General features: G+C 66.6%; 11 protein-coding genes. 6 read left to right on the top strand and 5 right to left on the bottom strand.

Features of this window, described 5'->3' with window-relative positions; genetic code table 11:
• Positions 1-186: 186 nt before the first annotated feature.
• Positions 187-1,590: a WS/DGAT/MGAT family O-acyltransferase gene (locus tag QSJ18_RS18495; protein WP_286328112.1), complete on the bottom strand. Its 1,404-nt coding sequence runs from the start codon at positions 1,588-1,590 to the stop codon at positions 187-189.
• Positions 1,591-1,766: 176 nt separating this feature from the next.
• On the opposite strand from QSJ18_RS18495, the gene QSJ18_RS18490 reads away from it, so the two are divergent.
• Complete coding sequence (locus QSJ18_RS18490) at positions 1,767-2,342, top strand: SanA/YdcF family protein (protein WP_286328136.1); 576 nt, start codon at positions 1,767-1,769, stop codon at positions 2,340-2,342.
• A gap of 10 nt (positions 2,343-2,352) precedes the next feature.
• On the opposite strand, the gene QSJ18_RS18485 is transcribed toward QSJ18_RS18490, so the two are convergent.
• Positions 2,353-4,494, bottom strand: a complete 2,142-nt coding sequence (locus QSJ18_RS18485; protein WP_286328111.1) for an acyltransferase family protein — start codon at positions 4,492-4,494, stop codon at positions 2,353-2,355.
• Positions 4,495-4,641: 147 nt separating this feature from the next.
• Between QSJ18_RS18485 and QSJ18_RS18480 the strand changes: the two genes are divergently transcribed.
• Together QSJ18_RS18480 and QSJ18_RS18475 are read left to right on the top strand one after the other, a co-directional pair.
• The gene (locus QSJ18_RS18480) at positions 4,642-6,012 is read left to right on the top strand and encodes a styrene monooxygenase/indole monooxygenase family protein (protein ID WP_286328110.1); all 1,371 of its coding nucleotides are present in this window, start codon (positions 4,642-4,644) and stop codon (positions 6,010-6,012) included.
• Between the two features lie 226 nt (positions 6,013-6,238).
• The gene (locus QSJ18_RS18475) at positions 6,239-7,174 is read left to right on the top strand and encodes an oxidoreductase (RefSeq protein WP_286328109.1); all 936 of its coding nucleotides are present in this window, start codon (positions 6,239-6,241) and stop codon (positions 7,172-7,174) included.
• Positions 7,175-7,220: 46 nt separating this feature from the next.
• Here the strand turns inward: QSJ18_RS18475 and QSJ18_RS18470 are convergent, their stop codons facing one another.
• Together QSJ18_RS18470 and QSJ18_RS18465 are read right to left on the bottom strand one after the other, a co-directional pair.
• Complete coding sequence (locus QSJ18_RS18470) at positions 7,221-8,309, bottom strand: NAD(P)H-dependent amine dehydrogenase family protein (protein WP_286328108.1); 1,089 nt, start codon at positions 8,307-8,309, stop codon at positions 7,221-7,223.
• Positions 8,310-8,353: 44 nt separating this feature from the next.
• The gene (locus QSJ18_RS18465) at positions 8,354-9,463 is read right to left on the bottom strand and encodes a Rieske 2Fe-2S domain-containing protein (RefSeq protein ID WP_286328107.1); all 1,110 of its coding nucleotides are present in this window, start codon (positions 9,461-9,463) and stop codon (positions 8,354-8,356) included.
• Between the two features lie 111 nt (positions 9,464-9,574).
• Between QSJ18_RS18465 and QSJ18_RS18460 the strand changes: the two genes are divergently transcribed.
• Complete coding sequence (locus QSJ18_RS18460) at positions 9,575-10,231, top strand: TetR/AcrR family transcriptional regulator (RefSeq protein ID WP_286328106.1); 657 nt, start codon at positions 9,575-9,577, stop codon at positions 10,229-10,231.
• A 65-nt stretch (positions 10,232-10,296) separates the two neighbouring features.
• On the opposite strand, the gene QSJ18_RS18455 is transcribed toward QSJ18_RS18460, so the two are convergent.
• Positions 10,297-11,331, bottom strand: coding sequence for a pirin family protein (locus QSJ18_RS18455; RefSeq protein ID WP_286328105.1), 1,035 nt, complete (start codon positions 11,329-11,331; stop codon positions 10,297-10,299).
• Positions 11,332-11,416: 85 nt separating this feature from the next.
• Here QSJ18_RS18455 and QSJ18_RS18450 point away from each other — a divergent pair, with 85 nt between their 5' ends.
• Both QSJ18_RS18450 and QSJ18_RS18445 read left to right on the top strand, forming a co-directional pair.
• On the top strand, positions 11,417-11,878 hold the full coding sequence (locus QSJ18_RS18450) for a winged helix-turn-helix transcriptional regulator (protein ID WP_286328104.1): 462 nt from the start codon (positions 11,417-11,419) through the stop codon (positions 11,876-11,878).
• 5 nt (positions 11,879-11,883) lie between these two features.
• The gene (locus tag QSJ18_RS18445; protein ID WP_286328103.1) at positions 11,884-12,762 is read left to right on the top strand and encodes an LLM class flavin-dependent oxidoreductase; all 879 of its coding nucleotides are present in this window, start codon (positions 11,884-11,886) and stop codon (positions 12,760-12,762) included.
• Positions 12,763-13,059 lie beyond the last annotated feature (297 nt).

The raw sequence follows: 13,059 nt of genomic DNA, 5'->3' as shown, positions 1-13,059 counted from the left end.
GATGCGCATTTGCGCAGGACTGGGTACCACGGGGGACGGGGGACTTCTCCGGTAACCGTAATTCGTCAGCCCGTCGGCGCGCTGCCAAGGATGGCCTAACTAACTTCGATTCCCGGATTTCCGCTATCCCGGATGATACTCGTGAGTAACTTACTGTCTAGTCAGGTCAATGTCGGTGTGACTCGGCTAACGAGACTGGTCGACTTCGGCAACCTTTTCCAGTTCTTCGAGCGCGTGGTCGAGGTGGGTGAGCAGCCGTTGCAGGCTCGGCACCTGCGAACGGGCCCCGATCAGCCCGAAGTTGACGTGGTGGGCCGTACTGGTGACGGTGATGTTGAGCGCCAGACCCTCCATCGGAATCGACACCGGATACACCCCGTCGAGCTGGGCGCCGTTCCAGTACAGATCCTGCGACGGCCCGGGCACGTTACTGATCATCAGGTTGAACTGCGGCGGGGTGTACTGCACCACGCCGGGCACGGTGGCGAAGGCCAGCGGCGCGATATTCGCCGCGCCGAGGGCCAGTGCCTGCAGCGGTTTGAGCTCGCGTACCACCGACTTCGCGCTCCGTGCCGAGGCGACGATCGAGTCGACCCGACGATGAGCATCGGGTTCGTCGGTGGCCAGGCTCACCATGATCGCCGTGATCGCGTTCCCGGTCTTGTCACCCTCGCCGTGCATCGACACCGGCAACGCCGCGATCAACGGTCTTTCGGGCAGGGCGTCCTGATCGATCAGGTAGGCGCGCAGTGCGCTGCCGCACATCGCCACGACGACGTCGTTGATGGTGATTCCGAGTGCGGCCGCGACCGCGCGCAGCCGGTCGATCTCCCACTGATCGGCGGCGAATCGGCGAGCACTGCCGATCGCGACGTCGAGGATGGTGCGCGGCGCACCATTGCCCGGCGCGACGAAGTCGGGGTCGCTCAGTCCGCGCATCGCGACCTTCGCGGCGGCCGGCGCCAGCCCGACGACCTGTCCGGCGACGTCGATCGTCGCGGATACCGCCGAGGTCAGTCGTGACCGCAGGTCGCGATCGTCGCCGGTGGATTCGGTCGATCGCCGACGCACCAGGGCGTTGTCCCAGGGCGCGGTGCCGTTGCGATCGTTCGGGTCGGGGGTCAGTGCCCGTTCGAGCAGCCGCAGCGCCGACACCCCGTCGACCAACGAATGATGCAGCTTCGAGTACAGGGCGACCCGGCCGTCCTCGAGTCCCTCGATGATGTGCAGCTCCCACATCGGGCGGTAGCGGTCCAGGAGGGCGCCGTGCTGGAGGGAGACGTAGCGCAGCAGTTCCCGGATCCGTCCCGGCCTGGGCAGGACTGCCCGGCGGACGTGGTATTCGAAGTCGATCTCGTCGTCGTGGGACCACGCGACATTGCCGAGCACCGTCACCGGCGACGCCGGGCGTTTACGGAACAGCGCGGAAACATCGGTACACGACTGAAAGGTCGTGACGATCTCTTCGGCGAGTTCGGTCGAGGACTGATCCGGGCGCGGGATGAACAACTGCAGTCCGCCGACGTGCATGGGTTGTTCGCGGGTCTCGGCGATCAGGAACATCGACTCGGTGACCGGCATGTAGGCCATGGTCCGCCTTTCCTTCGTACGGCAGCCTGCGGGTTTTCTCAGTATCGGCGCGGCGATCACGGTGGGTGTGGGAATGCCGAAGTTGCAACGCGCGTCACTGTCGCCGACCGTGCTCCCGACGTGCCCCCTACGGTGAGAAGGTGACGAGTAGGCGGTGGGGGAAGTGCCCGACCATCATGCGGACCGTCGTCATGGTGGCCATGGTCGCCGTCGAACTGATAGTGACCGTCGCCGCCACGGCGACCTTGGTGATGTCGGCCGGACGCATCGACGACGATGTGCCGCCGTTCTCGACGCTGCTGGTGCTGGGTTCGCTGGTCTCCGACGGCGAGCCCGGCGACTATGTTCGAGGCCGTCTCGACGCGGCCATCGACCTGTATCGGACCGGAAATGTCGTCCGGATCATCAACTCCGGCAATGGTTCCGCTGCGGCCGGCAATGAGCCTGCGGTGATGCGCGACTATCTGCAGGCACGGGGCGTCGCGCCGGGTGTCATCGTCGACGACCCGCTGGGCGTCGACACCGAGGCCAGTTGTCGCCGGGCCAGGGACGTCTTCGGCGTTACGCGGTTGACGGTCGTGACCCAGGATTTCCATTTGCGACGGGCCATTGCGCTGTGTCGTAGCCGAGGCATCGATGTCCGCGGGGTGGCGGCACCGTGCCCCTGCCCGACGGTCGGCATCGTGCGCAATCACCTGCGCGAGGTGCTGTTCGCGCAGCCGCGGGCACTGGTGTCGATCGTGTTCGGATGAGTCGGGCCGGTCACCACCAGCCGGTGGCGCGGCCCAGGTCGCGGTCCATCACCGGGGTCAGGCTGCGCACGAAAGTGGCTGTCAGATGGTGGAAGTCGTGCCACAGCACGATGTTGCCGACCACCGCCGGGCAGTAGGTCGCGTCGCACATGGCGTTCGTGTAGTCCAGGAAGGTGGTATTCGGGAACTGTCCGGCGACGGCGAGGGCCGGGTCGACCGGTGCCATCGCGCGTGCACGATCCACGCCGCACACCGACGGTTTACGCCCGGTGGCCAGGCAGTCCGGCGGCTTGAGTTTGCCGTTCGCCCAAGGGTTGTCGCGGATGGCGATCACCTTTTGACCACGGTCGCGGAACTGGGCGAAGATCTCCTGATAGTCCGACGGCATGTAGTCGCCTGGACCACTCTCGGCCGGACGAGTGCTGTTGGTGAACACGAAGTCGGGTTTGTCGCGGGCCAGTTGCGCCATCACGGCGCGTGACCAGGCGTTGCACTGCGGGTACTTCTGCCCGAACCAGGTGTAGACGTGGGAGGTGGTCAGTGCGCATCCCAGACGCAGATAGGTGACGATCTTGATGTGATGCTGCTTGCCGATCAGATCGAGGGCATCGGCCCACTGGTCCGCGTGCGAGCCGCCGACCAGCGCGATGGTTCGGGTGGCCGTCAGATCGCCGAATTCGCCGCGACGGATCCGCTCGGGAGGGTCGGTGAACGCGCCGACCACCGACGGAGGCCAGGTGATCGGCCAGTCCTTACCCGCGACGTCGGGGCTGGGCTGCGGTGGGACGTTGGGTACCGCTACGCCGTTGAGCAGGGCGAGCCCGCCCGGATACAGCCGGGGGTCGAGGTTGCGGGTGTCGACCGTGGCATTCGCCGCGTCCCGCTGCCACACGATCACGGTAGATGCGGAGGCGACGGTCGCGGCGATCAGCGCGATCACCAATGCGGTCCGCCCGCCGCGCGGCATCCCGCTGCGTTTGCCCGACCGCAGCGGGGCCTCGACGAATCGGGTGGTCAGCCACGCGAGCACGACCGAGACCGCCAGTATCGCGGTGCCCTCGGCGAACGACGCGTCATCCTGGTACTGCCACGCCAGGTAGAAGACGAGCAGCGGCCAGTGCCACAGGTACAGCGCGTAGGCGATCGATCCCAGCCATACCAGCCGCGGATGGGCGAGAGTTCGGCTCGCCGCGGTGGGGCCGACGGCCGGCGCCGCGGTGTTCGGTGAGCCGATCCAGATCAGCATCAGTGTCGCGCCCACCGGGACCAGCGCCCAGCCTGCCGGGTACTCCTCGACGCCGGCGATCCACCATCCGCAGCTGACGATCAGAGCGAGCGCGCCGACGGCCAGGAGATTGCGCAGCCATTGGGGGACGGCCCGGCGTGGCATCCACACCGCGAGCAGGCCACCGGCCAGGGGCTCCCACAACCGCGCGACGGTGTCGTAGTAGTTGAACGCCTGATTGATGTCGTGCCGGTGCACCGCCCACGCGAAGGAGATGAGCGTCACCGCGGCCAGCGTCACCCCGACGACGGTGCGGACGACGACCGGCCGTTGCAGCACCTCCACGAAGCGGGACAGCGCACGCAGCACGCCGCCGAACAGCAGCGCGCACACCAGCGTGAGCACGAAGAACTGTCCCTGCATCGACATCGACCACAGGTGCTGCATCGGACTGATCGCCGAGTCGGCCGCCGCATAGTCCTGGGACTGGAATGCCAGATGCCAGTTCTGGTAGTACAGCGCGCTGGCCTGCACTTCTTCACCCAGCGGCCCCCAGCGGGTCGTCGGCATGACGACGACGATCAGTACCGTGACGACCGCCAGGACCAGGAACAGCGCAGGCACCAGCCGCCGCGCGAGCCGCCACAGGCGAGGCCACGGATTCACCGCCTGCCCCCACGTCACCGATGCGGGCTGCGTGGCCAGCACATGTTTGAGCAGGGATGCGACGAAGAAGTAGCCCGACAGGGTGAGGAACACGTCGACGCCGCCGGACACCCGGCCGAACCAGACATGGAACACCGCGACCAGCGCGATGGCGATTCCGCGCAGACCGTCGAGATCGAGCCGGTAACCGGAGGTGTTGCCGGTCGCGGCGTCCTCGTTGGGCGTCGCGGTCGGCTTGTCGTCGGTCACAGGGATGGGCACAGGCAGCGATCGTACTTGGCGGCGCGATCCGCTCGGGCCGGTGATTCGTTCGGCATGCGCCTAACCCTTCAGTGCGACGCCGCTGCCCGGCACGCTTGCCGTCGAGCTCAGACCCCACTGACCAGCACGACTTATCAGGAGGCAACCATGGCGACCGAGAGCCAGGACAACACCACGCGGAGGACCGCCGCCATCATCGGGGCCGGACTGGCCGGCACGAGTGCCGCGCTGGGTCTGCTCGACGCGGGCTTCGACGTCACCCTCTACAGCGACAAGGACCGTGCCGCGTTGCGGGACAAGGTGCCGCCGACCGGTGTCGGGGTGCTGTTCGGCAAGTCGCGTGAGTTCGACGCCGAGATCATCGAGGACCTGTACGAGGTCAGCAACACCACCGGCATCAGCGTCCGGCTGCATGCGGGTAGCGGTGACGAACGCACCGATGTGCTCACCTTCAACCCCGACTATGGCTATGTCGCGCAGGCCGTCGACCTGCGGTTGCGCGCCGACGATCGGCTCGGCCGGTTCCTCGAGCGTGGTGGACGGTTCGAGGTCGGGGTGATCGATGTCGAGCGCGCCGACGAGATCGCCGCCGACGCGGATCTGACGTTGGTCGCGACCGGTAAGGGCGGACTGTCGTCACTGTTCCCGGTCGACGAGTCGCGTACCCACTACCGCGAACCGCAGCGCAGGCTGTTGCAGGTCACGCTGACCGGCCTGGGCCACGGCCCGGACGCCTTCGCGTACCGCAGCGCCGAAGGCGGCAACCATTCGCTGTTCAACCTCGACAGCGAGAACGGCGAGATCTTCGTCGGGCCGTTTCTGCACAAGGATGCCGGTGCGACGTGGTCGTTCATCGTCTTCGCCAAGCCCGACGGGGCCTGGGCGCCGCGCATCGACGACGCGACCGACGCGATCTCGGCCCGTCAGGTGATCGTCGACATCTTCGCCGAGTTCTTCCCCGACGATGCGCCGACCATCCGTTCGCTGCAGGTCATCGAGTCCGACCCGGTGTCGTGGCTCAAAGGTGCGGTCACCCCGACCGTGCGTCAGGCGGTGGCCACCACCGCAGGCGGGAATGTGCTCGCCGCCATCGGTGACACCGCCATCGCCGTCGACCCGGTCGCCGGGCAGGGCGCGCAGGGCACGCTCATCCAGGTGGCCGAACTGGTCAAGGCGGCTGCGGCCCACGACGGCGAGTTCACCGCCGAGTGGCTGTCGGCGGAGTTCGAGAAGCATTGGGAGCGGCGCGGTCAGGCGGCGGTCGAGGTGACGCGGCTGTACCTGGGTGACCCCGACTATGCGACTCACCTCGAACTGTCCTTCCCGGCGGCCGCGGTCAGCCCGCCGATCGGGTCGGCGCTGTTCGGTCTGCTGTCGGATCCGAATCCGCTGCTGACGCTCAAGACGCGGGAGGACGTGCTGGGCTTCATCACCGCGGTGTCGGGCGAACCCGCCGAGGATGTGATCGGCCGGTTCGAGCCGGCCGGCCGCTTCGAATCGATCGCAGTCTCCGCCTGACCTCGCTGCTCCTGGGTCTCGCCGGTCCCCCGCCTGCTCTTGTCTCGTGTGACCAGGGTGGCGGGGGATCGGTCTGTTCGGGTCGTCCGGAGGCGAGTTGCGGGGGCGGTCCGCGCCACTACCGGCGGTAGTTAGGTTGTGGTAGGAATCAACCGTCATTGGTTGCTGGGGTCATTGGTTGCTGGGGTCATTGGCCGCTGGGGTGGGTTTGCGAGGAGGGCGCGTCGTGCCGAAGTCGGGTTGGACACTGGCCGACGCTCCGCCGCAGACCGCGCGACTCGCCATCGTCACCGGCGCCAACTCGGGTATCGGCCTGGCCGCGGCCCAGGGGCTGGCGACGCTGGGCGCGCGTGTCGTATTGGCTTGCCGCAACGGCGACAGCGCGGTCGGTGCTCGAGCCACGATCGTGGATGCCGTCCCGGGTGCCGAGATCGAGATCGTGGGCCTCGACCTGTCCGACCTCGGGTCGGTCCGGCGTGCGGCCACCGAGATCGGTGAACGTTTCGGTCCGGTCGACATCCTGGTCAACAACGCCGGTGTGATGCGCGCCGACCGTGAGCTGACCGTCGACGGTTTCGAAGCCGATCTCGGTACCAACTTTCTCGGGCACTTCGCCTTGACTGGTCTTCTGCTGGAACAAATCTCGGCGTCCAGTCGCGGCCGTGTCGTGACCGTCGGCAGTCAGGCGCATCGCGCGGGTGCCATCGACTTCGACGACCTGCGCATGGATCGCGGGTTCACGACGTCGGCCGCGTACGCGCGGTCCAAACTCGCACAGATGATCGCCGCCTTCGAATTCGACCGTCGGCTGTCGGCCGCCGGCTCGACGGTATCCTCACTGGTCGCCCATCCGGGTGGCACACGCACCGGTGTGATGCGGGAGCAGAACCGATTCCTGCAGTGGGCCTACCATGCGTCGTCGCTGCGATGGCTGACCGACCGCTTCATCATGGATCCGCCCGAGGGGGCGTTGTCGGTGCTGCGTGCGGGTACCGACCCGCACGCGACCGGGGGCCAATATTACGGCCCCACAGCACGTCTCGGCCTTGCCGGCCCGCCGGTGGTGGCCGTCCCGGCCGCCAAGGCCTACGATACCGTAGTCGCCGGCCGGTTGTGGGACGTTGCCGAGGAGCTGACCGGCGTCACCTACCGCTTCGCCTGACCGCCGGCGGCGCACTGGTCCCTGCGGGTGCGCTCGCCCCGGTCGATCACGCGTCCTTGAATCGTCCGGCGAAGCTCCGTAGCGGCAGGTCGGCGCTGGTGATGATGCCCGGGCGTGCCGCGACGACGGAGCGAATCGAGTTCAGTGCGGGCATGCCGGTCACGGTCATTCCGATCGAGGCGAAATTCTCCGGCTTTGACAAGTCAAAGCCCTTGGGCGGGAAGATCATGTGCTTTGAGTAGATGCTGGGATCGCCGGTGATGTGGGTGATGTAGCAGCCCTGGATGTTCCACGCGGGATCGGTGTGGGGGGTCATCTGCCATTCCAGATGGGTTTCGACGCGCGGTACTCCGTCGACCATGCCCTGGTACTTGATGTAGTTGGCGCCGAGTGAACCCTTGGGCATGAAATACCAACCGAGGTCGACGTCTTTGGTGCAGGCGCCGAGTTCATAGCTGAACTTCACCTCGTCGAGTTCGAGCCCGAATGCGTCGGCCATCAGGTACACCGAATCGGCGAAGACCGCCGTGTATTTGTACAGCGAGTCGGGAATCGTCGGGTCGTCGACCGGCCGCCCATATCCGACGGCCTTCCAGGTGTCCACGGAATGGTGACAGGAGACGTCGACCGATTCGGTGACCGTGACGTTCTCGATGTCGGCGACGTCGGCGCTGTGCACGATGCCGAGTATCTGTGCGAGGCCGGGATTCATGCCGGTCCCGTAGAAGGTCGACCCGCCCCGTTCGCATGCGTCGGCAATGATCTCGCTGACCTTGCGTCCCGAGGGATGGGGGTGATTGCGGTCGCGATGGAAGCCGGTGATCCAGTCCGCGGTGGTCACGATGTTGATGCCGGCCTCGAGGACCTGCACGTACAGATCTTCGTCGGGGAAGACGCCGTGGAAGGTCAGGACGTCGGGTTTGGCGGCGATGATCTCCTCGACGCTTCCGGTGGCGACGATCCCGATCGGCCCGATGCCGACGATCTCCCCGGCGTCACGTCCGAGCTTGTCGGTTGAATAGCAGTGCAGACCAACGAGTTCGAGGTCGGGATGGTGGTGAATACGTCCGATGGTCTCGGTGCCAAGGTTGCCGGTGGCAACCTGGAAGACGCGGATCTTCTCGCTGGGGGTCATCGGGGGTCCTTTCGGGAGTGGCTTGGCTGGGGCGGACGGTGGGTTCAGCGCTGAGCCGCGGCGCGGAGCTGTTCGAGCTCGGCGCGACGGATTCGGACGTACTCGCCGTCGGGGGAGGCGGGCAGGATCGCACCGCTCGCGGGTGTATGCGCGGGGTCGACGCCGGCCGGACCGCCGTCGGGATAGAACTGGACGGCCCACTCCCGCAGTGCCTTGAATCCGGCGAATTCCTTGCGCGACAACGCCGGCGGATCGGAGTAGCGCTGGTGAGCCCAGATGTGGATGTCGGCCTCGAACTGTTCGATCACGAAACCGGCCATGGCCTTTCCGTATTCGCTGATGTCACCGGTCTCCTCGCCGGGTTTGCGTCCGATCCAGACGGTGAAGCGGACGTCGGAGGTGTGGTCGTCGACGGGGGTCACGGCCGGCATGGTGCGGTTGTCGACCATGCCCCAGCTCTTGGTGACCGAGCAGCCCAGCCCGGCGTTGATGGATTCGACTCCGCTGGTGGCGGTTTCGAGGGTGGCGCCTTCGTCGAAGGCGATCGTGAAGTCGACATACGACACCGGGCCGCCGAAGTCGTGCCGGGTGAATTCCGGCATGAACGGTGTTTTGTGAACGAATTTGAAGTGGGCGAAGTCGACGCCGTTCTCCATGATGTACTGCGGATGAATCTCCAGGCCGGGCCGGTACAGCGTCGCGGCGGGTATCGGCGGGTAGTAGTCGTCGGCGGTCCGCTCGTCGTCGAAGTCGGCGAAGATGTCGGGAACGTCGAAGTAGGGTTTGCCTCCCTCGGCGTCGTACCAGATCCACACGGCGGTATTGCGTTCGACCACAGGGTAACTGCGGATACGGCGGCCCTTGTTGGGGCGGTCCTCGTAGGGGACGCAGACGTTGCGTCCTTCCTGGTTCCACTCCCAGCCGTGGAAGGGGCACACCAGGTTCTCGCCTTCGACGTGGCCACCGTGGCCCAGGTGGGCGCCGAGGTGCTCGCAGTACGCGTCGAAGACCGACACCTTGCCCGACGCGGTGCGCCAGGCGACCATCTCCTGCCCGAAGTACTTCATCGTGTGGACCGCGCCGGCCGCGATCTCGTTCGACCAGGCGACCTGGAACCAGCCGGTGGGCTTCATGGACAGCGGTGTCTTCGCCATCGTCTCGGGTCCTTTCGCGGGGCCACCCTTGTGATGACGCTCACGATAGAACCCTCTATGAAAGTATGCAAGATGGTTCTGTGAAAGTTGTTGACCAGTTAATATTCCGGTATGACCGCCGACAATGCATCGGGCGGCGCCGCCGCGGGTGGCGCCGGCGTACGCACCGCGAACAAACGCGGCCTCGCTACCCGCGATGCCATGCTCGACGCGGCGGTCACCTCACTCGCCACCGGCGATCCGGCCGCGGTGTCGGGAAATCGGATAGCCAAGGACATCGGTGCCACCTGGGGCGTCATCAAGTACCAGTTCGGCGACATCGACGGATTGTGGGCCGCGGTTCTGCACCGGATTGCCGAAAGGCGTGGTGACCTGCCGGTGTCGGTGATCGCCGACGAATCGCTCACGCAACGCGTCGGCCGAATCGTCGATCTGATGTACGAGGGGCTGCGGGCGCCGGAGTCGCTGGCGATCGAGACCTTGCGGGCGGCGTTGCCGCGCGACCCGCAGGATTTGCGGCGCCTGTACCCGCAGACGGCTGCCGAACTGTCCTCCTGGGAACCCGATTGGATCGATAGCTGTGAACGTGGTTTCGCCGATCTTGGCGTCGACCGCGACCGGGTGCGCGACGTTGCTGCCTTCCTGCCCGGCGCGATGCGCGGTCTGGTCTCGGAGCATCGGCTGGGCAGCTTTCAGGACCAGAGCCGTGCGCGGCGGGGACTCGCGGGCGCGATCGTCGCTTATCTGGCTGGTGCGCAGGAGAATTGAGCCTCGCCGGTAGCGGACAAGGTGACCGTCGTGCTCCCGACGAGTGGAGTCTGTCGGTGGGCCTCCTACTTCGTGAGCGGCCGGTGCTCGACCCGCCCATCACCGTGGTCGGCGAATCGGCTCGCCTCGCGGGGGTGTACCGGGGCGTCGGAGTTCCACGGCCAGCCGCCGAACTGTGTGCGCCGGTAGTCGAGGAAGGCCTGTTCGATCTCGGCATCGGTGTTCATCACGAACGGGCCGTACTGGGCGACGGGTTCGTCGATCTCGACGCCCTGCAACACCAGTGCGACCGCCGGCCGATCGGCGTTGCGGATCGTCTGCGTGCCCGGTACGAGCTGGGAGTAGCCCTGACCGTCGGTGACGGTCGAGCCGTCGATCACGACCGAGGCGTCGTCGCCGTGGACGTAGATCATGCGTCGTGAGTCCACCGACTTCGGAGCCGGAAGTTCCACTGTCGCTCCGGGTTCCAGGTCGATCATCCAGATGGCGACTTCGGAGTCGGGATCGGCGGCCCAGGACCGGCGTGGCGGCGCCAGCGCGGTAGCGTCGTCGAACTCGCCGGCGATGACGCGGATGCGTGCCTGCGATCCGGGATCGCCGGTGACGATCGCCGGGATGTCCTCGTTCCACTGCATGGTGAACTGCGGATCGGCGCCCTTGTCGCGCGCAGGCAGGTTCAGCCAGACCTGATAGATCTCGAACGGATTGTCGGCGTCGGTGTGCACGAGCGGGAACATCTCCGAGTGGCTGACCCCGTTCCCGGCGGTCACCCACTGGACGTCGCCGGCCCCGTAGCGGGCGGATGCGCCGGTCGAGTCGGCGTGGTCGATGACGCCCTGGCGCACGATGGTGATCGTCTCGAACCCGCGGTGCGGATGCGCCGGGAAGCCGGGCACCCCGCTGCCGTGATACATGCTCCAACCAGCGGGATTGCCGAAGTCGCTGCCCAGCGGACGGCCACTGATATCGGCGTCGGGACCGAGGTCGGCGTTGCCGCGCGGGTACTTGTCGAGGTGGTAGGCGGCGAAGAGGAATGGGCCGACGCCCGGCCAGGGACGACCGAGTTCGACGACCCGGCCGGTGCGGTTGGTTGTTGCCATCGAAATGCCTTTCGTTGTCGCGGTCGTGGGACATCACCTATAACTGCACGGGCATCACTCTTATTTCCAGAGTAGAATCGGATGCATGGTTCGCCCGGCACTCGATGACGACACGGCCGCTGACCTGGCCGCGCAGGTGGCTCGACGCGCGCTTGCGCGACCCGATGCCGATCTGACGGTCGCCGACCTGGCCGAGGGCGCGCAGAGTATTCGCGCCGCGTTGGAAACGGTCGGCGGTATCTGGCCGATGCTGGTGCTGGCCGCTCTGGGGGCCGGGCCGCAGCGATATGGCGAACTCAAGCGGATCGTCGTCGGTATCAACGATCGGATGCTCTCGCAGACACTCCATCGTCTGGTCCGCGACGGTGTCGCGCACCGGCAGGTCGTCGAGGCCCGGCGGAGCTGCGTCGAATACGAACTCACCGCACTCGGCGTCGAAGTGCGTGAATCACTCACCGATTTCCTGATAGTCGTGCTGGCATTGGCGCCGCGGGTGGCGCAGGCTCGGAAGGACTACGACGACGCCAACCCCGACGAAGTGAGGTAGCTGGCATGACGCACCTTCGGCAACCGCTCGAGTTCGGGTTCTTTCCCAGCCCCGCAGCCGACGATCTGGCCACTACGCTGCGACTGGCCGCGGTAGCCGACGCGGCCGGACTGGAACTGCTGACCATGCAGGACAACCCGTATCAGCGACGCTTCCTCGACACATGGACCCTGTTGTCGGTGATCGGGGCACGGACCGAACGGATCCGGTTGTCGCCGAATGTCGCCAATCTGCCGCTGCGGCCGCCGGTCGTCCTGGCCAAGTCGGCGGCGTCACTGGACGTCATCACCGGCGGTCGCGTTGAACTCGGCCTGGGGGCAGGAGCGTTCTGGGATGCGGTGGTCGCGGCCGGTGGACCCCGGCGCACCCCGCGGGAGGCGGTCGATGCCATCACCGAGGCGATCGCGCTGATCCGTGAGTTCTGGCGTGGTGACACCGTCCACTTCGATGGCGACTTCTACTCCGCCGACGGTCTGCATGCGGGACCGAAGCCGGCCCACGACATACCGATCTGGCTGGGTGCGATCGGACCACGAATGCTGCGACTCACCGGATCGGTTGCCGACGCCTGGGTACCGAGCATGGCCTTCGTGCCACCGTCGCAGCTCGCGGAGAAGAACCAGGTCATCGACGACGCCGCGGTCGCCGCCGGACGTGATCCGGCGTCGGTCAAGCGGATCTACAACATCAACGGCAGCTTCGGTCAGGGGAGTGGACTGCTGGAAGGTGGTGTGCGCGACTGGGCCGAACAACTCGCCGACCTGACCCTCGGACTGGGTATGAGCACGTTCATCCTCGCCACCGACGACGCCGACGACCTGGCACGTTTCGCCGGCGACGTGGCACCGGCCGTTCGTGAATTGGTGGCCGCGGAACGCGGATGATGCGGGAGAACGTGGGAAGGAACGGGATTCGACGTGACCTGCGTTACTCCGGGCCGGCGATTTCGCCATTCCGCGTCTGCCGACCTGTAGCGATGTCCCAAGTCACCGCCTCTGACCAGGCGATTTGACCCGGGCGTCGCCGCCGCGTAACTTTCTTCAAGTCAGAGCGCCACGGCGCCGCCCCGGAGGGCCTCCCAGCAGGGAGAACAACCGGGGAAGGGAAACCGGGTTCTGCTCTGACCGCCCCCGAGAAATCGACCAGGGTGCCTCTGTGCGCCCAGGACGACCTTCGGGACA

Origin of the sequence: Gordonia heveisoli (assembly GCF_030315745.1) — a bacterium.
Lineage (GTDB): Bacteria > Actinomycetota > Actinomycetes > Mycobacteriales > Mycobacteriaceae > Gordonia.
This window is presented reverse-complemented; position numbering and strand designations above follow the sequence as displayed.